At 66.0% G+C, this 24,748-nt stretch carries 16 protein-coding genes; all 16 read right to left on the bottom strand.

All coding sequences use genetic code 11. The features are described 5' to 3' along the window. Positions 1–12: 12 nt before the first annotated feature. On the bottom strand, positions 13–4,953 hold the full coding sequence (locus tag OH799_RS31670) for an NAD-glutamate dehydrogenase (protein WP_406271828.1): 4,941 nt from the start codon (positions 4,951–4,953) through the stop codon (positions 13–15). A 170-nt stretch (positions 4,954–5,123) separates the two neighbouring features. Next, entirely contained in the window at positions 5,124–5,693 is a 570-nt protein-coding gene (locus OH799_RS31665) for a hypothetical protein (RefSeq protein WP_406271825.1), read from the bottom strand. A gap of 109 nt (positions 5,694–5,802) precedes the next feature. Next, on the bottom strand, positions 5,803–6,828 hold the full coding sequence (locus OH799_RS31660) for a discoidin domain-containing protein (RefSeq protein WP_406271822.1): 1,026 nt from the start codon (positions 6,826–6,828) through the stop codon (positions 5,803–5,805). A gap of 77 nt (positions 6,829–6,905) precedes the next feature. Beyond that, entirely contained in the window at positions 6,906–7,259 is a 354-nt protein-coding gene (locus tag OH799_RS31655; RefSeq protein ID WP_357273011.1) for a helix-turn-helix transcriptional regulator, read from the bottom strand. Positions 7,260–7,275: 16 nt separating this feature from the next. Continuing rightward, positions 7,276–9,000 carry a type VII secretion protein EccE gene (eccE, locus tag OH799_RS31650; protein WP_406271819.1) on the bottom strand — a complete coding sequence of 575 codons (1,725 nt, stop codon included), beginning with the start codon at positions 8,998–9,000 and terminating at the stop codon, positions 7,276–7,278. Beyond that, positions 8,997–10,355 (bottom strand): type VII secretion-associated serine protease mycosin, encoded by a 1,359-nt coding sequence (mycP, locus tag OH799_RS31645; protein ID WP_406271816.1) that lies wholly within the window; start codon positions 10,353–10,355, stop codon positions 8,997–8,999. Before mycP ends, eccE begins: the two co-directional genes overlap by 4 nt. After that, positions 10,355–11,878, bottom strand: coding sequence for a type VII secretion integral membrane protein EccD (eccD, locus tag OH799_RS31640; protein ID WP_406271813.1), 1,524 nt, complete (start codon positions 11,876–11,878; stop codon positions 10,355–10,357). Before eccD ends, mycP begins: the two co-directional genes overlap by 1 nt. Continuing rightward, positions 11,875–13,425: a MinD/ParA family protein gene (locus OH799_RS31635; RefSeq protein ID WP_406271810.1), complete on the bottom strand. Its 1,551-nt coding sequence runs from the start codon at positions 13,423–13,425 to the stop codon at positions 11,875–11,877. The genes eccD and OH799_RS31635 overlap by 4 nt, the downstream gene beginning before the upstream one ends. Before the next feature lie 33 nt (positions 13,426–13,458). Further along, entirely contained in the window at positions 13,459–14,289 is an 831-nt protein-coding gene (locus tag OH799_RS31630; protein WP_406271806.1) for an ESX secretion-associated protein EspG, read from the bottom strand. 84 nt (positions 14,290–14,373) lie between these two features. Further along, a complete protein-coding gene (locus tag OH799_RS31625; protein WP_406271802.1) occupies positions 14,374–14,679 on the bottom strand; it encodes a WXG100 family type VII secretion target in 306 nt (101 codons plus the stop codon). A 51-nt stretch (positions 14,680–14,730) separates the two neighbouring features. After that, positions 14,731–15,153, bottom strand: a complete 423-nt coding sequence (locus OH799_RS31620; protein WP_406271799.1) for a hypothetical protein — start codon at positions 15,151–15,153, stop codon at positions 14,731–14,733. 24 nt (positions 15,154–15,177) lie between these two features. Continuing rightward, positions 15,178–16,521, bottom strand: coding sequence for a PPE family protein (locus OH799_RS31615; RefSeq protein ID WP_406271796.1), 1,344 nt, complete (start codon positions 16,519–16,521; stop codon positions 15,178–15,180). Between the two features lie 22 nt (positions 16,522–16,543). Beyond that, on the bottom strand, positions 16,544–16,861 hold the full coding sequence (locus tag OH799_RS31610) for a hypothetical protein (protein ID WP_406271794.1): 318 nt from the start codon (positions 16,859–16,861) through the stop codon (positions 16,544–16,546). Between the two features lie 126 nt (positions 16,862–16,987). Next, positions 16,988–20,995, bottom strand: coding sequence for a type VII secretion protein EccCa (eccCa, locus tag OH799_RS31605; protein WP_406271791.1), 4,008 nt, complete (start codon positions 20,993–20,995; stop codon positions 16,988–16,990). Further along, positions 20,992–22,575 (bottom strand): type VII secretion protein EccB, encoded by a 1,584-nt coding sequence (gene eccB, locus OH799_RS31600; RefSeq protein WP_406271788.1) that lies wholly within the window; start codon positions 22,573–22,575, stop codon positions 20,992–20,994. Before eccB ends, eccCa begins: the two co-directional genes overlap by 4 nt. 247 nt (positions 22,576–22,822) lie before the next feature. After that, positions 22,823–24,583, bottom strand: a complete 1,761-nt coding sequence (gene eccA / locus OH799_RS31595; protein WP_406271785.1) for a type VII secretion AAA-ATPase EccA — start codon at positions 24,581–24,583, stop codon at positions 22,823–22,825. Between the last annotated feature and the right edge of the window lie 165 nt (positions 24,584–24,748).

The following is a 24,748-nucleotide window of genomic DNA, read 5'->3' as shown; positions in this document are numbered from 1 at the left end:
CGTCCGGATGGCTCAGCCGACGACCGTCGGTGCAACCGTGGTCGACTCACCCCCGGTCACCATACTGCGGACCTGTCGCGCCGCGACCGAGAGTGACGCCAGATCCTGGGTCTCGACGGCGAAGATCTGCGCCAGCGACGCGCCGGCGCGAGCGAGCCGAGACCGGTTGGTCGACTCCCAGTACGTGATCTTCTCCGCCGTGCTCTCCTGCGGTTCGGTGGCGCTGAGCACATCGAGCGTCAGCGAACGCAGCGAATCGTAGAGATCCTCACGGACCGCGAGCCGCGCCAGCGCACTCCAACGTCCGCCTCGCTCGAGCTTGCCGACCGCGGTCAGCAAGCGCTCGATCTGGAAGTGCTCGTTGAGCGCGTAGTACAGTACCGCGACCTCCGCCGGATCACGCTCGGCGATCTCGGCCAAGTCGATCACGTCGAGCAGCGGGAAGCGGTGGATCAGCCCGAACGCCTCCTCAGCCAGCTCGTGTGGCGCTCCGCGGGATATCGACCGACGCGAACGCTCGGCCAAGTCGTCGGCGAGATAGCCGGTCAACAAGGCGGGCACCCGCCCAGCCAGGGCCCACACCCGGTCTCGGTACCTGGCGATGTCGGCACCGATCGCAATCGGCTGCGGCCGGTTGGACAGCAGCCACCTGGACGCGCGGTCGAGGGTCCGCTTGGTCTCCAATTCCAGTTCGTTGCGCGCCGCCGTGGACATAGGAGTCTGCCTGATCCGCTGCCAGAGTGCGTGCAGATCGAAGACCTCGACCGCCGCCGTGTAGGCGCGCACCGCGTCGTCGGTGGTGGCCCCGGCCTCCTCCGCGAGGCGGAAGGCATAGGTGATTCCGCCGTAGTCGACCATGTCGTTGACCACTACCGTTGCCACGATCTCGCGCCGCAGCGGGTGCCTGCCGATGGCGGACGCGAACCGCTCACGCAGCGGCGCGGGGAAGTAGGCAGGCAGCACCGACGCGAACGCCGCGCTGTCGAGCAGGTCACCGGCGAGCAGATCGGCCTTGAGCGAAAGCTTCACATGCGCCATGAGGTTGGCCAGCTCGGGCGAGGTGAGCCCGGCTCCATCGGCCGCACGTCGCGCCAACTCCGCGTCCGTCGGCAGCGCCTCGAGCTCGCGGTCGAGGCCACGGCGTGCCTCGAGGTCGTTGATCAGCCTGCCGTGCACGCTCGACATGCCCGCCGCGTCGGCCCGCGACATCCCCAGTCGGAAGTTCTGCGAGATGTTGTCACGCAACACGAGTTCGGCGACCTCGTCGGTCATCGAGGCGAGCAGCGGATTGCGGTCGGCAACGGCGAGCTCGCCGCCGGAGACGACGGCATCCAACAAGATCTTGATGTTGACCTCGTGGTCGGAGCAGTCCACGCCCGCCGAGTTGTCCAGCGCGTCGGTGTTCATTCGGCCGCCGTTGCGGCAGAACTCGATCCGGCCCAGCGCCGTCGCGCCCAGGTTGCCGCCCTCGCCGATCACCTTGACCCGCAACTGGTTCGCGCTGACTCGCACCGCGTCGTTCGACTTGTCGCCCACATCGGCATTGGTTTCGCTGCTCGCCTTGACGTAGGTGCCGATGCCACCGTTCCAGAACAGGTCGACCGGGGCCAAGAGGATGGCCTTGATCATCTCCGGCGGCGACAGTGTGGTCACGCCCAAAGGCAGGTCGAGTGCCGCGCGCACCTCAGGAGTCACCGGAATCGCCTTGGCGGAACGATCATAGACGCCGCCGCCTGGGCTGATCAGCGAAGCGTCGTAATCGGCCCACGAGGAACGCGGAAGCGCGAACATACGCTGACGTTCCTGGAACGAACGGGCCGCGTCCGGAACCGGATCGAGGAAGATATGCCGATGGTCGAACGCCGCCACCAAACGAATGTGCTCCGACAACAACATCCCGTTACCGAACACATCACCACTCATGTCACCCACACCGACAACAGTGAAATCCTGCGTCTGCGTATCGATCTCCATCTCACGGAAATGCCGCTTGACACTCTCCCACGCACCCTTGGCCGTGATACCCATCGCCTTATGGTCATACCCCGCCGAACCACCAGAGGCGAACGCATCCCCCAACCAGAACCCGTAGCTCTGCGCGACATCATTCGCGATATCGGAGAACGTCGCAGTGCCCTTATCCGCAGCAACCACCAAATAGGTGTCATCACCATCACGACGCACCACCCGCGCCGGCGGCAACACCTCACCAGACACACGATCCACATTGTCGGTGACATCCAACAAACCAGAAATGAACGTCCGATAACACGCCACACCCTCCGCACCCAGCGCCTGACGATCCGCCACCGGATCACCCGTCGCCCCCGGCGGCTGCTTCACCACGAACCCGCCCTTCGCACCCACCGGCACGATCACCGCGTTCTTCACCGCCTGCGCCTTCACCAAACCCAAAACCTCGGTCCGGAAATCCTCCAACCGATCCGACCACCGCAAACCACCACGCGCCACCGAACCGAAACGCAAATGCACACCCTCCACCCTGGGGGAATACACGAAAATCTCGAACTGCGGCCTCGGCTTCGGCAACTCCGCAATCGCATGCGGATTCAGCTTGACCGACAGGTAGTCCAGGGGGTTGCCCGCGTCGTCGCGCCGGTAGTAGTTGGTGCGCAGTGTCGCCTCGATCAGCCCGAACAGAGCGCGCAGAATCCGGTCGGTGTCCAGGCTGACGACTGCGTCGATCTCTGTCTGCACGCGCTCGGCGAGTTCCGCGGCCCTGGTTGCGGCCTCCGCGCCGACACCGTCCGGATCGAAGTGCGCGGCGAACAGTTCGGTGCACGACCGCGCGGTAGCCGGATGGGTCAGCAGCACGCGGGTGATGTTGCCGAAGGTGTAAGCGAAACCGGCCTGCTGTAGGTATTTCGCGTAGGCGCGCAACAGCACCACCTGACGCCAGTGCAAGCCGGCGCGCAGCACCAGCTCGTTGAGGCCGTCGACCTCGGCACGGCCGAACCACATCGCGGTCACGGCGTCGGGGAAGCGGCGTCGCACACTGGTTTCCGGCAGCGATTCGAGCTCCACCGAGTGCGCAAGGTGTGCGGGAGGCTCGCTGTCGAGCGCGTCGCGCAGCTGCGCCGCGGCGACACGAAGTCCGAAGTCGTAGATCCAGCGATCCGGCCGATCCGGCAGCGTGATCTGGTAAGGCCGCTCGTCGACGACTTCCACACCCAGACTCTGCAATACCGGAAGGACCCGGCTCAGCGAGATCCCCTCTCCCGCGACATACAGCGTGAATCGCCATTCCCCCGAGGAGGATTCACTCTGCCGGTACAGGTTTGTGTCGATGGCACCGTCGTCGAGCCGCTCGAGCCGCCGCAGATCGGACAGCGCGTGTGCGGGCTCGTGGTCCTGCTGGTAGCTCGCCGGGAACGCGGTCGCGTAATCGGTGGCCAGCGCCTGCGGTACATCGGACGCGCCCGCGGCCTCCGCCACCAAGCGATCGCCCCAGGTCCAGGTTGTCGCCAGCAGCAGCTCCTGGATCCGCTCGCGGTTCTCGTCGGAGATGTCGGCCGGTTCGGCACCGGGCTTGCGGTGCACTGTGAAGTAGACGACGGCCAGTTCCGATTCGGTGGCCCGCGCCGAATAGGCGATCTGCTCGGCATCGAATTCGGCCCGCAGGATGTCGCCCATGCGCAGTCGGACCTCGGTCGAGTAGCGGTCGCGCGGCAGATAGACCAGGCAGTAGATGGAGTCGCTGCGCGCGTCGCGCCGGATGAACAGCCGCACTTGCCGTCGCAGGCCCAGATTCATGACCGCGGAGACGGTTTCGAACAGTCTGCGCGCGTCGGTGGAGAACAGTTCGACCCGAGGGAACGACTGCATCATCTCCAGCATCGCCTGCCCGGAGAACGAATCGAGCCCGAAACCGGCCCACTCGACGACCTGCAGCACGCGACGCGAGATGACCGGGATGTCGAGGATGTTCTCGTGCAGACCCGCGACGGTGAAGGTGCCCACGAATACGTGCTCACCCTTCACCATGGCAACGGTGTCGCCCCAGGACGCGCGACCGCTCGGATCGGTGCCGCCGTAATCGGCGACGCTGATGAAGTACAGATCCCGCGAACCCGGCACCAGCGAGTCCACCGAACCGTTGGCCATGCGAAGGACCGTCCGCTTCGCGCCGACCACAGGCACGCTGATATCCGCGACAGCGCCGTTGCTGAGCACGCCGAGCCCGGTACCCGGCAGCTGCCACGGTTCGAAAGCGGCATCCGCACTCGGCGCGGAGCGACGGAAGTGATAGTAGCCGTAACCGAGCGGAGTGAAGTGCCCGTCGGACAACCAGCGCAGCAGTTTGGAAGTTTGGGGAATCTCGGCGTCGTCAGCCCATTTGGCGGCCTGGTCGAGCTGATCGGCGACGGTGCTCAGCACCTCGACCATGGTCGGAGTGTCGTCGGCGACCTGACGCAGGTCGGCCAGCAGCGGCGGCAGCGCACGCTCGATCCGGTCCACCAGCTCGTCGGCCAAGCCGGTGCCGAGCTGCACGTGGATCCACGACTCGCGCAGCGTCTTTCCATCGGCCTCGCCGGTCGGTTCGGCTTCGCCGTCGCCCGCGATGGTCAGCAACTTGCCATCCGCGTCGCGGGCGACGTCGAACACCGGGTGCACCACCTCGGTGACCGTCGCGCCGAGCCGACGCAGCGCAGCGGTGACCGAGTCGACCAGCAGCGGCATGTCGTCGTTGACGATCTGGATCGCGGCGCCCATCTCGGTGCTGTCGTCCGGGCGGTAGACCCGGGTGGTCGCCGACCCTGGCGCGCGGGTGGCGGCCAGCTCGAGATGCTGCCGGAAAATCCGCTCGGCCCGATCCGTGATCGCCGAGGCGGAGGCACCCGGCTGGATCCACCGGAAGTAGACCGCCTCCAGATCGGTCGGATCATTGCGGAACCGCTGTGGTGTCATCGTCTGCTGGGTGGTTGCCGCCATCGATCCGTTGCCTTCCCGAGAACTGCGCTCGTACGTTTTCGTACTTCAAATAACGTACCGCTAGATAACGGCACGATCAACAGTGTAACAATAATTACTCTCACCGGACAGCGGTCATGTGCTTCCGGATCAGGGATTTTTCCGGCCGAGGGAACGCGAGCGATGTACCGTCAGCGGACCAGTCCCGCCCGCGAGAGGAAGGTCTGGGCGGCAGCCTTACCGGCGAACGTCCCCGTCTCCAACCGCAGGCCCACCCGGGTGTCCGCGTACCAGACGGTTGCCGACGGCCCGATCGCGGCGTAGACGGGGCCATCGACAAGGGCCGTCCCGCCCGCGGCGCGCCAGCGAGAGATGCTGTCGGCCAAGCGATCCGGCTGCGCGCGTTCGGCATAGAAGGTCAGTTCCCTACCGCCCGCGATGCCACCGAAGAGCATCGGATGATTGGCGGCGATCACGCACTTCTCGCCTTGCCCAGCGGAATCCATCCGCTGACACGACGCCGCCGAGCGCAACGGCTCCGGCACGACTTCCTCCGACATGGCCCCAGGGAATGAGGGCAGCTCGATCGAACAGGACCGGGCAACGACGAGGCCGAGCACAACCAGGACCAGGATGGCCACACCGAGCGCGCGCCACTGCCAGCGCGGATAGCCTGCGGTCACAACCTTTTCCGCCTCGGCACCGAGCTTCTCGGCGACCTTGATGAGCTTGGCGGGCGCTTCCTCGACAACGGACTCCACCGCGTGTACGACAGCGCGCAACGGCGCCCCACAATGCCCGCAGCGAGAATCGGCACCGGTATTGCGGTGCGCACAGTACTGGCAGATCAGTTCGGGTGGCCTCGACACGTCAGCGCCCCGTGACGACGACCGAGGAGATCGCGGTGGTGTTGATGGATGCATCACCCTTGGATTCGAGCACGGTCAGCACGATCTTCGAGGCGCTCACCGGCGGCTCGATCTTGGTCACCACCAAGGTGCGCTGATCGAGCGTCGGCTGAGTGTAAACGGTCTTGTTCCCATCGTCGAACTGATATGAAACTCGGCTGACGGTGCGGTATTTCGCCCACTGGTCGGTTCCGTCCGGCCCGATGTTGTCCCAGCCGGGCATGATGCCGACCGAGTCGATCTGATAGGTCTTGCCCAGATCGATCGTCATGACCTGGCCGTCGACCTTGTAGGCGCGCACGCACGACCACGCCTTGCCCGACTGTCCGCCGAAGGCATCCATCGCCGAGGTGCTGCCCGGCGGGCATTTCGCATCCGCGGACTTCACCTGGATCAAAGAGCCCGCCGCCGGAGCCGCGGAAGTCGCCGGTGCCGCCGATGTCGGCGGCGGGGTGACGACCAGGAGCTGATCCTGCGCCGTGTCCTTCTCCTGGCCTCCGGTGGTGATCAGTAGCAGCACGAGCAGCACCGCGACAACCGCACCGACAGCCAGCGCCACCTTTGGCTTGCGCAACTGGGTAAGGGCGTCACGCCCGACCTGCTTGGCCGGCGCGAGCCGGTCCGCCTGGGTAGACGCGGGGCGTTCCGGTTCCGGTTCTGGCTCCGCAGGCGCGTTCACCTTAGCGGCGACCGCGGAATAGTCGGCCGCGTAATCCATTGCGGGAGTGGAGTCCTGCGACTGACCGTTCAGCAGCGCGAGGATTCGCTCACTCGCCCTCGGGCCGTCGCCGGAGCGCCGCCGTGGCGCGGACGCGTCCGGTTCCTCGTCGAAGTCGGGAATAGCGAACGCGGCCGCGCTGTACTCCGGCTGCTCGGGATTCCCCAGCGTCGCCACGCTGGACTGCCCGAACGACGGATCGGACAGCAACGCGTCCAGGACCACACCTCGATGACGGAGAAATACATCTCCCGGGTCCTCGTCGGGCATGGTTCGGATCGTATCCGGACCATGCCGCCCATCGAGCCGGCACTATTCCCTCTGGAGAGAACAGCTGACGGGTCCGGTCAGCGCTTCTTTTCCTCCGTCACAAAATACTCCGGCGGCACATCGAACACCCGGGCCAGCGCGATCACCAGATCGAGCCGCGGGATCGCGTCACCGTGGATGAGCCGGTACAAACCGGACTGCGACACCGGCACGTCCGGATACGCCAGTTCCAGATGCTGCGCCAGCGAGTACAGCGTGAGCGAGCGCGTCGATCCGTCCTCGGTCGAGACGACGGATTCCGCGATCAGCTCCGACAGCCGGCTGGAGAATATCGCCGCTGCCGCCTGTCTCGGGGTCAGTGCGTCCCCGACGTCCGGATGAGGGAAATCGCCGCCATCGGAATGGGTGTCCGCTACCACGGTGATAGACATTAACCGACCACTCCCATCAGCTCACGCGACGGCCACCAGGTTGCGGCGGCGCAACCGTGGACCCAGAGGCCCCCGCGCCAATCGCGGGCGGGCCGTCGACGGAATCGAAATAACGTGTTTCGCCTCTCGGCTCGATGAGGTCGACCCGGACCGTGCGCATCGGGATGCTCACGTCCACTGCGGTCGCGCTGACCTGATTGATCGCGAGATCGACCGAGCGCCTGCGCGGACCGCCAGGCTCGCTGATGGTGACCGTCGTGTGCGCGCTGGACGCGCGCGGCGGCAGGTGGTCGAAGACGGCAATGGTCGCGGGAATCTCCGCGGCCGGATCGCCCTCGCTCCCCGGCCCCCCCGTGCCGTATTCCGCCATGCGCAGCGAGCGGGGGTCGCCGACCGCGGCGACGAGCTGCCGCCAGCTGTCCGGCCGCGCCGAGTGGATCTCCACATCCGCGCCGACCACCATCGCCCGCAGGACGATCTGCTGGGCGACCGGCAGCATCGCGTGCACGTCGATCGTGCGTCTGCGCGGGTTGTAGCGTGCCGGGTCGAACAGCGGCAGCGCCAGCGTGTGCCGTGGCTGACCGCTGATCGCGCCCAGGATCTGACCGTTGGGGCCGATGGCGATGGCCAGGTCGGCGACGAGGTCATCGGGGGCGATGTCGGAGCCGGATTCGGCGCCACGCAGGACACGCACCGAGGTGCCGGTAGGCAACGAGGCCATCAGCGCCATTGACTGGCCACCGCCGAGCAGCCGCAGGTAATCCGGAGGCGCGGTGGTCACGGCCGGGCCGACGAAGCGCACGATGGCGCGCGGACCCGCCACGTTGTCGGTCAGATTCACCACGAGCGTGGTGCGGCCGCGGTTCCAGGTCCAGCAGTCATCCAGGCCGACGCCATCCAGGCGCGTCCAGTCGATCAGGAAGCTGGTGACGCAGCGGCCTGGTACCGAAGATTCCAGGCAGCTCCAGGTCTCCCGCAGGTCGGTCAGCTCGACCCCCGCGTGCAACAGCCGTGTCGCGTCCCGCAGGGCCGCCGCGGGCAGCGCGTGCGCGGCGATTCCGCGTTCGCGTAGCCGCCCCGCGATCCGGTGGGCGGCGGTAGCCAATGCCTTGGGGGCGACCACCGCGCATGGGCCGCGCTTGCTCAGCGCGGCCAAGTTACGTTCCTGGTCCAGCCGCACCACCAGCCAAGTCAGCCGGTCGCCGACCACCGGATGGGAACCGATCAACTGGTCGTACAGCATGCTGTAGCTGCCGGTCGACCGGACGCGCTGCCCGGTCGTCACGATGTCGATGTCGACGGCGATGCCGAAGTGGTCGAGCATCGGGTGCAGCATGTCGACCGGAATGGTGTCCTCGGTGTAGAGGGTTCGCTCCGCGATGACTGTCGGAAGATCCAGGTTGGGGGCGAGCTGGATCATCGCGACCAGTGTGGTGTCCGCCTCGTTGATCCCGCACAGGCCCGCGGCGACCTCCACGTCGCGGATCCGGGCGAGTGCCACCCGTTCGCGCGCCCTGGTGGTGCGGCCGAATCGGAACTCCGCCCAGTCGAGCAGCCAACGGGCACTGGTGCGTCCGTTCACCCGAACGGTCACGGTCGTGACCAGGAATGTGATGACCACCGCGCTCACCCACCACGGCGTCTTGGCCGACAGACCGACCAACAGCGGGCTGCCGACGATCACGATCGTGGCGAAAGGAGCACGTTCGACGCCGGCGACCCGAATACTCGGAAAGCTCACCGCCGCCTCCGGATTCCAGCATTCCCGCGGGTCCCGCCGAGACCGAGCAGCACGGCCACGACGATGACGGCTGTCGCCGTAACCGCGGGCCTCAGATCCTTCGCCCGCGGCGGTGCCGGCATGGCGAGCTCCGAGGAACGGAACAGCCCTGCCGGCCGCTGCGGCGGCGTGCGGTAGCTCAGTGCGGCCAGCGGGTCGATCATGCCCGCACCGACCGCGTTGTCGATGCCGCGGGCCGGAGCGTGCGCGCTGGCCTGCAGCCGGGAGGCGATCTCGGCGGGAGTCTCGTTCGGAAAACGCGACCGCAACAGCGCGGCGACTCCGCTGACATAGGCCGCGGCGAAGGACGCGCCGCCGACCGGCACCAGTTTGTCCGGTGTCCCGACGCCATTGATCAGACCACCACCGCCGGGCCCGAGCGACTCGATGCCGGTCCCCGGCGCTGCCACCGAAACCCACGGCCCCGTCAGAGAATCCGGCATCGGTGCCCCAGTCGCGCTGGTGAATCCGACCGTGAGCACATCGGAACCGAACCAGCCCGGCGTCGAAATGGTCTTCACATCACGCCAATTGCGCGCGTCGGCAGGCCGGGCCGGATCGATGTCGGGGTTCTGCGAGCAGTTGGCACTGCCCGTGCTGTTACCCGCACCAGCGACGATGAGCGCGCCACGGACGTGAACAGCGTGTCCGATTGCCGCCGACAGCATGGACTGGTCCAGCCGCGAGTCCGCGGGCACGCAGATCGGCAGCGAGACTGTGATCACCCCGGCACCCTGATTCGCCGCGCGGGTGATCGCCCGCGCCATCGTTCGGATTTCGACGGCAATCTGCTGGGTGGGATCGGAGCTCGGCCGTTCGAGGCTGAACGCGCCCGAGCGGGTGCGGAGCGAGATGATGCGCGCGTCGGGGGCGACGCCGGCGAATCCGTCAGTGGGGTCGGATGCCGCGCCGATGATTCCGGCCACCAGCGTGCCGTGCGCATCGCAGTCGGACAGTCCGTCGCCACCAGCTGCGACGTAGTCGCCGCCGCCGACGAGGTTGGGTAGCCGCGGATTGGGCTGCACGCCCGTGTCGATGACCGCGACGGTGACGCCGGCGCCCCGGCTCAGCGCGCGGACGCGCCGCAGGTCCAGCGCCAGTTCCGGCGGCGGAGTGCGGGTTAGATCGCTCTCGGGCAGCACCCCCGCGGCCAGGCAGCCCTTGTCCTGCTTCGTCGGCAGTTCCGGTCCCGGCGGATCGTCCTGCGGCGGTGAGCCGATCACCACCTGTGGCGGTTCCAGCGCACCCGCAGGCGCGGCGGTGACGGCAAGCAGGACCCCGGCGAGGACCGCGACGGCAGCGCTGCCGACCTTCATCAGATTCCTCGCATCGCGGTGTAGACGCCCATTATCCAGAAGGCGATCACCGGAACCACCAAGATGAGCGCATACTCCACCAGATCGATGACACGGCGGGTCACAGGCGACAATCGCTTGCCCGGCAACCGGATCGCCGCGACGCATGCGACACACGCCGCCAGGGTGACTACCACTCCGACCACCAGGTCCGCAGCCGGGGTCTGGTATGCCACGACCAAAATGAAAGCGACACCGCACACCGTGACAGCGGCGGCGGTGATCAGCGCAATCGCCTGGACTCGGTCCGGATGCCAGCGCGACCGCATCGCAAGGAGGCCGGCGATGGCCGCGGACATGACGATCTCTCGGATGCCGCCGGGACTGACCGCGGCCGTGATCACGGCGGAGATCGAAAGCAAGGCCGAGATCGCGGCGATCAGACCGCGCAAGCTGGTCACCGCCAGCCGTGCCCGGCCCTCGATGCCGACCTCGTTGCTGCGGCGCTGCCGTTCACTGTCCTCGGTGTGCTCGTGGTCGTCGCGCACGGTCTCTGCGTCGAAGATGTCGGTCAGCGTGGTCGGTGCGACCTCATTGCCGGGGTCGGGCAGATCCGGCGGTCGGATCCGCGCGATAACCACGGCCAGGCGCGGCGCGGCGGTCAACAGCACGATCCCGACGAACACCACGCCGCCTGCGACCTGCCCCACCGACAGATCGAGATACGTCAGCGGCAGGGCCGCGGCGGTCACTGCCACCCCGAGCACCGTCACCGCCATCAGCGTCGCGATCCCCAGTCCGCTCAGCCGCATCATGGTGGCGGCGGCGACTGCGGCCACCACCGCTCCCGCTGCCAGATTGGCCGCGGCGAATGGACCCGGCTGGCCGTAGGCGGGCGGCACCAGCATCGCGCCACCGGCGAACAGCAGCGGAGTCGCCGTCAACGACAAGCCGAGGCACACCTTGGCCGCGGCACCGCGACGCCGGGACGCCGCGGCCGCAGCCCAACAGAGCAGGCCGAGCAGCAGGGCGGGCAGCCCACACCACAGGACCGAGCCGGTCCGGGTCCACGACCACGACAGCATCGCGGCCACCGCCGCGGCCCCGACGCCTAGCACTGTGAGGCCGACGACCGCCGCGGTGTTCGCGTCGAATTCGGCGAACTCGCGCTCGTTGATCAGGGCCAGCGCGTCGGTGATGTCCTCGACCACCGGCGTGAAGACCTCCGCCGACTCGACCACCGACAGCATCAACACCGTGCCGTCGGTGACATCGTGGTCGCCGAGGCTGCGCCAGCGCGGAATCGGCGGCTCACCGGGACGGGCCAGACTCCATTGACCCTGCGGTGGGGTGAAATCGACGCTCTCGTCATCGATCGCCGAGGCCAGCACCACCAGCAGATCGTCGATGAATGTCTCGATGGTGAACTTGGTCGGCACCACCACGTCGACCTGGTAAGTGGAGATCATCACGGCGATCCGGGCACGTGCCACCTCCGCCGATGGCTGCGTCCCGGTAGGCGCGGGCGCGACGGCAGTACTCATCGCCACCCTCCGCGGTCGCCGGAGCTGTCGGCGCCGCCGGTCAAGTACCCGGGGAACCCGTCCGCCAGCCAAGCGGCCAGTTCCTCGAACGCGAGCAGCGACTCTTTCTCGAGCAACCGCAGGTCGATCTCTCCCCCTTCGGCCAGGTGGGCGTCGTAAGGCAGCACAGTCGTCGGGCGATGGGCGGTCGCGAACAGCTTCTCGATAGCGTCGACATCGACGGTCGGCTTCACCGGCTGATGGTGCACGATCGCGACGATCGACTTCGCGATCAGGTGCTGCAGGCCGTGCGCACTGAGCCAGTTGAGCGTGGCGACGGCGCCGGTCACACCGCCGACGGTGGCCGGGGTGACCACGACGACGGCGTCGCTGGTCTGCAGGACGGTCGCGGTCGCGGAATCGAGCACACCGGTCCCACAGTCGACCAGCAGCAGGTTGTAATGGCGGCGCAGCACTTCCACGGCGGTGGAGTACTCGCGGCCGGACAGCGCCTCGGTGGCCTCGGTGGTCCACGGCGAGGCGATCACGGCGAGGTCGGCCGAATTGATCGAGGTGAACGACTGCACCGCGGAGAACGCGTCCAGGTTCTGTGACACCGCCAGGTCGCGCAGGGTCAGCCCGTACGGGTGCCTGCTGGTGCGGGTGGCGAGATCGCCGAAGTCCGGGTTCGCGTCGATCGCGACCACCCGGTCCGGACGCAAGCTGGCGAAGGTCGAGCCCAGTGTCGCCGCGGTGGTGGTGCGGCCGACGCCGCCCTTCACGCTCACCACCGCGATCTGATAGGTCGAGGTGAGTTGGCGCCGGATGCGGTTGCGGCGGTCCTCTGCGCGCTGTTCGGCCGGGGAAAGTCCCAGGTTGAAGCCGACCTTGTTCAATGCGCCGCGAACACCCGAATTGGAGCGCAGCTGGGCGCGCCGTGCGGCCGAGATGTCGGCGAGCAGCTCGATCGAACTGAGCGCGGCGGGCAACACTTCGATCCGCGGTGTCTGGTCGTAAGCCGAGCGGTCGACACGCTCGGGAACCCATGGCGTTGCCGATCCGGACTGCCAGTCCTGGTCGGGCGACGCCGAGTCCGTATGAGCGACCGCCTGTGATGGCTGCTCAGTGGAGTGTTCGGCCTGCTGGAATGTCTGGTGTTGCTGGGTCGGCTGCTGCTGAACAGTCGGTTGCTGAGCTGTGTGTTGCTGAGCTGTGTGTTGCTGGGGAACCGATTGTGGCGGGGCCACGGTCGGCGGCGCGGCAGAATAGTCTCTCGGCTGCGCGTTCGCTTGCGGCGGAGGCGCGCTGGCGCCCGACGGCGGTCTTGCGACGCCCTGTGTCGGGTGGTGGCCTGGTTCCGGCGCTGGAGGCGCATGCCGCTCGCGTGGCGCGTTGATTACGGGATCGACGTGGGTGAACGTGTCGGCATCCTGGCGGCCTTCGGGGACAGGCCCCTGCGCGACGGATGCGTCCGTCAGCTCGCTGGTCTGTGCGAAGTACGCGTCGTAACCGCCGCGAGCCCGCACGGCATCGGTCGAATGACCGTTGGTGCTCGGTGCTCGGTTCATTTCGTCGTCCTCTCGACAACCACGGTCCGACGCTCAGTGAATTCTGCTGGTGTCGAACCAACTTCGGCTGGGCAGCAGGTCGACAAGAGCCCCCAGACCCGACCGCAAGGCCGCATTGTCGCCAGGAGCGTATGTCGCCCGGATCTCCCCGTCCATCGCCATACTCGGAGTGACGATCACTCTCCCCGACAGTGTATCCAGCACTCCTACACCCGCCTCCGTCTGCGCCGAACCCCCATCCCGATGCTCGATCATGAGGACCTCGGCCCGACGTACCACCTCGTCGAGCACCCGGGTCAGTACACCCGCGGTGTGCGGCTGGGCACCCAACTCCAGCAGCGCTTGTCGCCGTTCGCTCTGTTCCGACGGAACCTCGTCGAACTGCTCGACCGACGCGGTCAGCGGCTCGAAACGCGGCACCTCGGCGGGACCGAGCGCGGCAGCCAGAGCCGCCGTCATATTCTCCAGGTCCTGTCCCTCCTGAAACATCGACTGGATTACCACATTGTCGTCGCAGCGCACCGCGAGCACATGCGTCTCGCCGCTACGCACCAGCGAAAAACGCAGCATCCCTTGCGGTTCGCCATCCAAGCCGGTGGCCAGGATCCGGGCCACCAATTCCATGTCCGGCCGATACAGGCATTGCAGCCAGTGCTCGACCGTCGGGTGCACGCTGTCACCTTCGATAATGCCCACCTCGGTGAGCTCTTCCGCGACGACAGCGTGCACCCGTTCCCGATCCTCGATGCGGTAGATGTTGGGCAGCAAAGCCAACACCGGAGGATAGGAGTCGATGCCGACCATGTCTTTCAACAGAAGGGCGGCATCGACGTTCAGATCGATCGCTACGGGATCAGTTTCCACACGTTTCCTCAACGCCTAGTCATCCGAAACAGCCCGACCGAGCCGAGATGGTGCAGCCGACACGGCCTCAGGCTGCCCGAGGGACTAGATATTGACGGACATGAACCGCCCGCCCTGGTTCTTGTCGGTCACATGCATTGCGCCGCTGTTACCAGCTACGTCCGTCACCTTCCTCTGCAAGGCCTCGAGCGCATCGCGGTACGCGCCGACCTTCGCCATAAGACGGTCGATCTGCCCATGCCATGCGGTGGCGCCCTCACCGGTGAAGGCGCCCTTCAGACTGGCCTCCATAGCCTGAAGATTGCCGTTGTTGGTCTGGATGTTGTTGACAATTCCCTGGAACGTGAGGGTATGTGTGTCAACTGCTGTGTAGTTATAACTAAGTGCCATGGCTCCTCTACCTTTCTCAAGCCAGTGTTTTCCGGACCACAGATTGGGTGGTCACCACAAGGTGTTGACCTTGCCCACTGCCTGTCCGTGATACGTCCCAGTCTGCGTCATGTCGTGGAGGTTGCTGTTTGTCCCGTCCGTACCCAGCGATGTCGCCCCGTGCGAAGAGGCAAAGTCGTTCATCGACTTGATCTGTGACGCGATATCGAGGTCGGCGGCCTCGGTCTGCTTGGCACCGTCGAGCAAGGTCTGGAGAATCTCCTGCAGCGACTGGGACAGCGCCTTTCCCTTTTCCCATGCCGAGAACATCGTCGTCTGAATCGCTTGGCCACCACCAGGACTCTTGACTGCCGCCGCCAACTCATCCTGAACGGCGACAAGAGCCTTCAAATAACCCTCGTGATTTCCTTGAAGTCCCAAGCCCTTTTGGGCGGCGGGGACCAAAACTGCCGGATCTGCGTCAAGCCCTTCCATGGCTCTGTTCCTTTCCCTAATGAATTACACTCGGCCTCGGTGCGCATCACCGGGGACGTTTTCGACAATCGGCGCCGGATCGTCGTCAGAACTTTGGAGAACGCCGGCCAACACCAGCTGTTCATCCGCCGTCTCCTCCGGGCGTTCGTCGTCGGCATACTCGATAACGCCGATGACCGGAGGCTGTTCCAGAACGGGTACGTCCTGAGGTTCGCCGGGCACGAACACCTTCGACTTGTCGCGGTCCTCGTCGCGGCGTCGCCGCATCTGCGCCTTGGGTGCGCTCGCACCACGCGGCGGAGTGTTGCGTGACGCCGGTCCGGCAGTGGTCGTATTCGCTGGCGCGCCGAATGCCGTACCCCGGCCGAGCGACCAGTTCGACGGCATCCGGAATCCCGTCGAGGCGCCCGGCATGGAGCCGAGCCCGCCTCGCAACATTCCGAGCGCCACCATGCTGCCGACCCCGCCGTTCAGGCCTGACAGAGTGGTCGAGTATGGCGTCGTCCCATAGAAGCCATGCTCCAGGGGACTGGAACCATCCGCCGACGGATTCGTCATGGTATCGGATAGGGACGAAATCGTACGGTCCATATCTGAAACCGCCTGCTCGGCAGGCTGTGTGGGATTCGAGGTCGGATCCGTCGGGTCTGGCGTGGTCTTTCCCGTATCGGTGCCGGTCTCACCGGGCTTGTCACCGGTCCCGGTGTCGGTCGGCTTGGTATTGGTGTCGGTGAGCGAACGGTCACCGACCTGGGTGACGTTATCCTTGGGTATCAGGTGGTCGTAGTTCTTGGCCACCGGGGAATCCGCAGCGCCACCATCGGAGGTGATGGGCGGCGGGGCGACCGGCGGGGGCAAGGCCGACAACAAATTCGTTGTCACCTCGGCGTACATGATCATCGTCACCCCGGCCTGGATACGCATGCGAAGATAGTCCAGTTCGAGGGCCGCGATCATCAACTTGGCCGGAGCGCCCATGGGGGTGTTACTGACAACAGTCAGGCCTGCGACTGCGAGGCGGTTGGCGATTATTTCTGGCAACTTCGGCATTGCCGCATACGCGGTGGCGAACGCCCCGGCCGCGGCAGTAGTCAATGTCGCGGTCTGGGCGGCGACACCTGCCTGCTCCCGCAGCCAGCCGGCATGCTTGCGGAAGGCCGCCTGCGCGAGATCAGCCGACGGCCCCTGCCACGTCGCCGCCATCGAATTCATCGCGCCGTCGGATCCACCCGCTGCGGCGAGCAATCCCGCGGCCAGTCGCTCGTAGGCGGCTGCGGTATCCAGCATGGGGCCAGCCCCTGGCCCGGTCGTCAGCCGGAAGGAATTCACCTCCGGGGGTAACGCAAGGTAATCGAAGCGCAGCGGCATGGCAGCGGACTCCTGATCGGCGCTATCTCGCGAAGTTCGAGGTCTGGCAGCCGACAGTCGTCCCGCCCGCGGTGTCCATACCTTCGTAGCTCGCACTGACCGGTATGAGTGTCTCGGCGCCGTGGGAGAGTTTCTCCAGCCCCGGCACCGTCTCACGCCCACACTCGACCGAATGCTTTGCGACCGTGGCAACGTTCGCAAAGCTGGTGTCGTCGATTGCCGGGGGAAGCGGTACCGCGTGTACCGCCCAATCGGCGATCACGGAAGTGAGGGTGACCTCAGTGGCGAGCAGCTCAGCGCAGATGATCGGAAGATGCTCCGGAGAAATGTTGAGAGCCATGGGAAAACTCCTAACGAGGTGGTGCCGCGTATCGAGCGGTACAGTCAGAACACTAAGTCATTCCCAGTCTTGGGGATAGACTTGGTCATGGTTCGCAATCACCTCAGTCGGTGCGCCGCCACCGGCTCAGGAATCTGTTGGCGTCCAAGCTGATTGAACGAGATCGCGGCGTGAGTGCATTGGTTCGACAAAGATCCCACGCCCCACCGGCTGCTTGGTGGGTTTCACGTCGCCGATGAGCATTCCGTCCATTCTCGAGCCATCCATGATCAGACCGGACGAATTCAGGTTCTTCATCTGTCCGAGCACGTTGTCGTACATCGCCGTGTCAGCCTGCGCGATGTTGCGTGCGACGACGATGTGCAAGCCGGTGTCACGACCGTCGACGATGACGTCTTTCAACGGCTCGAGCGGGTTCATCATTCCGCGCTGCGCGACCATGTGGTAATCGTCGATCACTACGAAGATCTCCGGTCCGCTCCACCACGAACGATCCTTGAGCTGCTGCGACGTCACACCGTCCGGTGGACGACGACTTTGCATCTTCGCGACGAACGGTGGCAGACCTTCGGCCAGATCGCGTTCGCTGGTGAGGTAGCCGATCAGCTGGTCATCCGGTATCGCATCCATATGTTGGCGCCGGTAGTCGACCAGCAGCACACGGGCCTGGTCCATCGTGAACTGCATTCTGATCGATTTCAGCAGTGCCGCAAGGACCGTCGACTTTCCACAGCCGGAGGACCCGACCACGATGAGGTGGGTCGAGACACCGAAATCGATTGCGGCAGGCCGCAGATCGGACTCGCGAACGCCGAACGGGACCACCAGACGGTCGGCCAGACTCGCCGGTTCGGGACGGCCCGAGACGATCTGCTCGAGGGTGACCTGCGCGGGCAGCAGCTTGACTTCCGGCGCTCTCCGTCCCGACAGCGACTGGGTCAGACGCTCGATCGCCGCCGCGAGGCCGACGCCCGCCGAATCAGCGTCGCTGATTCCGTCTACGCGTGGCAACGCCGTCAGCATGTGCAACGCCTCGTTCGAGATGCAGCGCCCTGGGCGGTCGGGCGGTATCGCGGCAACCACGTTTCGATGCGCCCCGAAAACAGTGTCGGTGAGGTCACCGAGCCTCATCTCCAGCCTGGTCTGCAACAGATCCTTGATCGCCGGGCGAATCGCGGCCCAGCGGGAGCTGCTGACCACGAGGTGGATCCCATAGTTGAGTCCCTGCAGGGCAAGCGATTCCATCACCGGCATGTACTCGTCGTAGTACGGGCCAGTCACGGCGAAGCCGACATCCCAGCCGTCGACGACGAGGAACACGTCGCCATGTTCGTCCCCACGCGCGCTGATCGCCGCCGACTCCTGCGGCGACATCCGCCGCCGCCGGAATTCCCGCATGGTGTCGATGCCGAGTTCGGTGAACAGCGCCTGCCTGCTCGCGAGGAGATTCGTGATGAGCGCGAAGGTGCGTCGGATACGGTCGACTTCACGTGCCGATGCGACCGAGCCGACGTGCGGAAGATTGCGCAGCCCGGACAAGCCGCCGGAAAAGTCCAGGCAGTAGAACTGCACCTGTTCCGGCGTGTGCGTCAGCGCGGCCGACATGACGAGTGTCTGCAGCGCCGTCGATTTACCCGATTGCGGACCGCCCACCACAGCCACGTGCCCGCCCGAGCCGGAAACATCGATGGTCCACACGTCCTGTCGCTGCTGGCGAGGCCTGTCCACGATCGCCAGCGGAAGTCGCAGCCCGCTTTGTTGAACCGCCCCGACAAGCTTGTCGAGGGTGGGCGGCGCACCCAGCGGCGGCAGCCACATCTTGTGCGCCGGCCTGCCGTGACCGGCGAATTGCTGCAGCACGATTTCCATTACGGTCACCGGCTCGCCCTCGACGGTCGGCTCCGGCGCGAGCGACTCTGCCTCGGCGATCGGAACGGGCCGCGCGTCGATGATGTGCCCTGCGATGAACCGCTGCGGGGGTCGATACCCGCCGCCTGGCCGCCGCACGCGCTGCGCGGTGGCGGCGGAGTTCTGCACCGGCGCGGTATAGGGCGCGCCGACATATGCGGCTTGGAACCGTTGCAGATCACCGGATCCGACGCGCAAGTATCCGGAGCCCGGCTTCTTCGGCAGGTGATAGGCATCCGCCGTGCCGATTGCGTCGCGAGAGTCGGCGGTCTGGTTGGTGCGCAAAGCGATTCGATACGACAGGTGGGCCTCGAGCTCACCCATCCGGTTGGCGGGCACCTTCTGCGAGGACAGCAGCAGGTGAATGCGCAGCGACCGGCCGAGGCGGCCGATGGCGACGAACAGCTTGGCGAAGGACGGGTGCTGCTCAAGAAGTTCGGCGAATTCGTCCAGGATGATCAGCAGCGTGGGCAGCGGCGGATGATCGGCACCCTGCTCGCGGGCTCGCTCGTAGTCCGCCACGTTGGCGAAGTTGCCCGCGTCGCGCAGAATGCGTTGCCTGCGGGCCATTTCGCCGTTGATCACGTCCTCCATACGGGTGACGAGATCGGCTTCCTCCTCCATGTTGGTCACGACGGCCGTCACGTGGGAAAGACGGTCGAAACCGAGAAAGGTCGCGCCACCCTTGAAGTCGACCAGCAGCAGGTTGAGGGTATCCGGTGAGTGTGTCGCAACGGCCGAAAGCACGAGGGTGCGAAGGAATTCCGACTTGCCGGAGCCGGTCGCACCGATGCACATGCCATGCGGGCCCATACCCTCTTCGGCGGATTCCTTGATGTCGAGATAGACCGTCCCGCCCGCCGGGTCGTGGCCGAACGGAATGCTCAACCGCGCCCGGTCCGCGTCCCGCCGTCGCGGCCACTGCTGATCGATCCGAACGGCGCCCGGATCGGGCAGGCTCACCATCTCCTCCCACGAGGTGCCGCCGCTGGCCTGCTCGGCAGCGACGGCCTCGACAACCGTGGACAGTCGGTAGGGCGAGATGCTGCGTGCCATCGCCGTCATCGCCGATACCGAGAGCGAGTCGGCGACACCGACCCGGCGCAGTCCGCGCGAGGTCACCTCGTTCAGCGACCGATCGTCGCTCACGCTGAACCGCAGCGCCCGCGGAAGATTCTGCTCCGCGGTGCCGAGCCGTACCCAGGTGCAGCCGTCGATGCCAGAGATGTCACGTTCGCTCGCCGGTCCCCCGACGTCGACGATGAGCAAATAATGTTTGCGATCCAGCGTCGGCTGTGAATTCGCCGAGAACGGACCCCGATTGAGGCCCGCAAGCACCTTCGTCCGCAGCTCTGCGACGGTCCGGTACACCATCCTGCTCGAGCCGATCGCGTCGGTGTCGCTCGGATGCTGGGTGTGTGGCAGCCATTTCAGCCAAGACCACTCCGGCGCATCGGGATTGGACAGCACCGCGGCGACCGCGACCTGGTCCGGTCCGTGCAGCACAACCACTTCGGAGATCATCGCGCGCACCAAGCCCGACACCAACTCCGCAGCGCCTTCGATGCCGACCTGCGGCGCGGACAGCAGATTGATGGCGACGGGCATGCCTCCCACCGTGGAGTACGCCTTTGCGAACCGGGTCAGCTCGACAACACCGACCGGATCCAGATCGGAAGTCGGCGCGGCCTCCGGCACAATTACGCGAACCTGGTTGGCGATGCGCCCCCGGCCGACCCGCACGCGCAGGAATTGCGGACTGGCGACCTGCACCTCCCACATCCGCTTGCCGCCGATCAGCCGGGCGATCTCGTCTGGGCCAGGATGCGTGTAGCGCAGGAAGGCGTACAGTTCGGCTTCCGCCCCGTGCACCGTCTTGCGACTGTCTGTGATACTGCGCAGGTAGTCTTTGCGCTCTTCGTTGAGGCTCGCCGCTCCGCCGCTGTTCCCGCCGAGCGCGCCGCCCATCATGCCGCCCATCGAAACCAGCATCATGATCGGGAACATCATCATCATCGGATTCGGGGGCCCGCCGCCGCGGAACATCATGACCATCATCCCGGCCATGGCTGCCACCATGATCACCGGCATGATCATCCGCAACCGCGATGGCGGGACCGGCTTGGGCAGCTCGGTCGGCGGCTGCAGTCGCAGTTCTGTCACGGCGGGGGCTTTGGGGCCGCGCACCGTCCGGGCGGGTCGCACGAATCGGCGCGTGGTCGTCATGACCCACCTCCCAGTCCAGCGACGATCTTGTTGGTCGGGATGCCGTCATGCTGAATGCGGGCGTCCTTCGCGGACAAGACGGGGCCGACCGCGAACAGCGAGATTACGCTCCATGGCGCCGGAACCGGCGCCCGCAGCGCGAGTGAGGTCAGCGTCGGGTCGTTGGCACCGGTCTCACCTACGACGATTCCGTAGCGCACGCCGCTGTCGGAGACCCAGTACAGCGATTCCCGCAGCGGCGATCCCGGTTCAGCGCCGGTCACCTGTACGAAGCGGCCGGTGTCTCGCGGCATGAAGACGGCGTCGGCGGTGGTGCCGCGCGACGCGGATGCGGTCACCAGGTCGACAGCAAGGCCCTGCTCCTCTTGCGTCAGCGGCAACTGCCTACCGACCAGGAGCTCGGTCGCGGCGTTCGGGTCGTTTCCGCCGCGCGACCAGTGGTAGCAGGTCACTCCGGAACGTTCGGGGTCGACCAGCCGGATCGGCCTGGTGGGATAGGTCGCGGTGCCTGGCCACGAACCCGGCCGTAGATTGGACGCGATCACATCTGGGCCGACAGCTCTGGTGGATACCGCGCCTTGTGAATCGGCGTTGCGGATCATCGCCGCCAGCACCGGACTCACCCGGACGACCCCGGTCTCCGAGACGAGGTAGTACGCGGCCCCCTGATCCGGAGCGGACACGGTGAGCACCGACCCGATCGGTGTGGTGAACCCGGAGTTCAGGGTGACCACGTTCCCGGATCCGGGAACATCAGGCACCCGCAATGGCGGCGCCTCCGGAATCGCATTGATCAGCCCTTTGGAGGCGGCGGTTACCGGAGCGGTGGAATCGATGCCCAATGCCAACGCGACCGCGGTGTTCGACATGTCGATCGCCGCACGAACCACACCTTTCTCGCTGTCGCCATAGACCAACCACGTCGTGGTGTCGTCACGCAACAATCGCGCCTCGCCGTCGGCCAATTGGCGAGTGGCGTCGCCGTCGATAGTGAGCGGGCCGCCGATCGCGGTGGTGCGCACGGCCGAACGACTGATCGTCGGCAAACCAGTAGCCGGGTTCACCGGTGCTGCCGCGCCGATCTTCGCGGTGTCACACACCGTCCACGACGAGTCTTTCTCATTGCTGTCGACAATGCTGCCGGGCGCGCCGGGAATGCCGACCCACGGCCCACGCGGATACTTCGACAACTCATCCCCGGAGACCTGCACCGGTTTGTCCGGGGAACCGACGATGAGGCGCGCCGATGTCAGATTCAGCGCCGGGAACAGTCGATTGTTGAGACGTACGAACAGCGCACCGGTGTCCTTCTCCGCCACGATCTTCGAATCTCCCACCTTCTTGGCGGGTTTGAAGAACGCCAACACCGCCGCGCCGGCGATGATCACACAGGCCATAGCGATACCGATGGACAGCGCCGTGGACCGGCCGCGCTGTGGATCGTCGATCATCGAGGCATCCCGACGGACCAGCGCGTGTTCGATCCGACGCAGCAGAAAGCGCCAACCAGAGATCTGGTGTTTGGTCACGACCCGGAAGCGCGCCACCGGTTTCAGTTCCTTCCGCCGACCTGTTGTCACACCATATCCACCGGTCAAAGCGCGAATACGGAAGCACTTCCCAATCTTGGGAATTCCCGGTAGGTGCGCGGGACAGCCGAACCCGGAGCTCTGCTGCGTCATGGCGGACAGCGATCGCTACTAGGACGACTACCGCATCAGCTCCAACGGCGACGCTGTTGTGGGAGAGATCCGGCGCGGGCGAGATCCAGCGCTGGTCAAAGCACGGCGCGCTGCACAGTTGATCCGAATGGGTCCGCCGGCCGCGTCATGCTCGCGCCTTGGGCGCAAGGCCCTCCAGTGCCGCCGAGACGTCGAAGGCGTCGATCGTCATCAGCTCCTCGTCGGTCATCGCAGCGATGTCGGCGTTATCCCTGGTAAAGCGATAGTCGCGCTCGGCTTCGGCGGCCTCGACGACGTTGCGCACGAAGCGACCGTTACCTGCCAGGTCGATCAGCCGCCGACCGTTCTTGCTCTGCCCGGCCAGCTCTTCGCAGCGGATGCGCAGTACCTCCCGCGCCTGCTCGGACAGGATCGAATCCTTCTTACCCGCGATGTGATCGGCGATCTGCACCAGTTCACCCGCGTCATAGCTGGCGAACCGAATCCGCTTGGTGAATCGCGAGGCGAGACCGTCGTTGGATGCGAGGAATCGGTCGATCTGATCCTCGTACCCGGCGATGATCACGACCAGCTTGTCCCGGTCGTTCTCCATCCTGGCCAGTAAGGTGTCGACCGCTTCCTTTCCGAAAGCGTCACCGCCGGAGAGGCCTTCCTGAATGAGGGTGTACGCCTCATCGATGAACAGCACGCCGCCCAGTGCGGAGTCGATCAGCGCATTGGTCTTCGGCGCGGTGTGGCCGAGATGGGTGCCGACCATGTCGTTGCGCGACACCTCGATCACGTCGGCGTTCTCGACGACCCCCAGGCCGGCGAAGATCTTGGCGATCACGCGGGCGATGGTCGTCTTGCCGGTGCCAGGAGGGCCGGAGAAGATCAGGTGCTGTGACCGCGAATCGACGGCCAACCCTCGCTTGGCACGCACCTGGTCCATCAGGACACCGGATTTGAGCCGGTCGACCTGCTCTTTGACCGAGTCCATGCCGATCTGCGCCTGCAGCAGTTCCGAGGCCTCCGCAAGCAGCGACTCCCGTTCCTCCCGCGCCGCACTGGCAGCCGCCTCGGCCGGATCGTCACCGGTTTTCGGATCCCACTTGTTCGTCCTGGACCCGATGAGCGCGGCGGTAGTGACCTCGAATCGGTACGCCTTGTCGCGCACCGCGCGCTGCCATTCCTCGCGTTCGGGCCACAGCCCGGAACCCTGCAGGCCCTTCAGGATTTTGTCGGCGGCGTCGTGATCTCCGTTGTGCCGCATCAGCATGCCGAGCAGAAAGTGCGCGTCGGCCCAGATGTAGGACAGGTTCCCCGAAGAGCTGTCCTCGACGATCCGCTGGGCACGTGGCATGGCCTCGCCGAATCGGCCGAGGTGGGCCAGCGACTGGGCGGTCATCAGCTCGGCCGCGATGTCGAGCAGGCCGTCTTCGAGCACCGGCCGCGCGGCGCGAGCCGCGACGACATCGGGCCACCGCCTCGTCCGGAAGTACAGCGACATGCGCACGAAATCCGCGACGTCGTCGCTCGGGACCTCGTCGAGAATGGCCGCGGCTTCCTGCCATTCACCACCCTCGGCATACGCGCAGGCCTGCGCTATCGCGATCTGGTCGCGATCGGCCATCGCGACACGCAGCCCGTACATCCCGATCTCGACCTGGCACCACAGCGCCCGGTCGACAAGGCCGGCACGCTGCTGATCACGATAAAGGTTGTGCACCGAACGGTAGGCACCGTAGATCACCTCCGAGGTGACCTCGCCCGCCATTGCGCGCCCCAGCCAGGCATCGCACATGTCTGGATCGAGGTCGGTGGCGGCCCGGAACGCCGCTGCCGCGTGCTGTTCGTTGCGGACACCGCCCGCGACCAACCCAAGATTCTGAACACCCGTATAAAACGCGTCCTCGGCCGCTGACACTCGGACTTCCCTTCCGCCGAACTAGCCTGATCAACGATAGATTCCCGCCGTCACGCTCCGGACACGACCGCTTCCCACAGTTGGGAAGAAATGCGAAGTACACTGTTCGTCATCGCCACCGGGCGCCACAGCGCCGGGCCGGACAACTGGTTCGGCCGCACTCTA

The sequence above is a fragment of the Nocardia sp. NBC_00881 genome, assembly GCF_045207455.1.
In the GTDB taxonomy this organism is placed as follows: Bacteria; Actinomycetota; Actinomycetes; order Mycobacteriales; family Mycobacteriaceae; genus Nocardia.
Note: the sequence above shows the minus strand (reverse complement) of the source record. Positions and strands in the feature narration are given on the sequence as shown.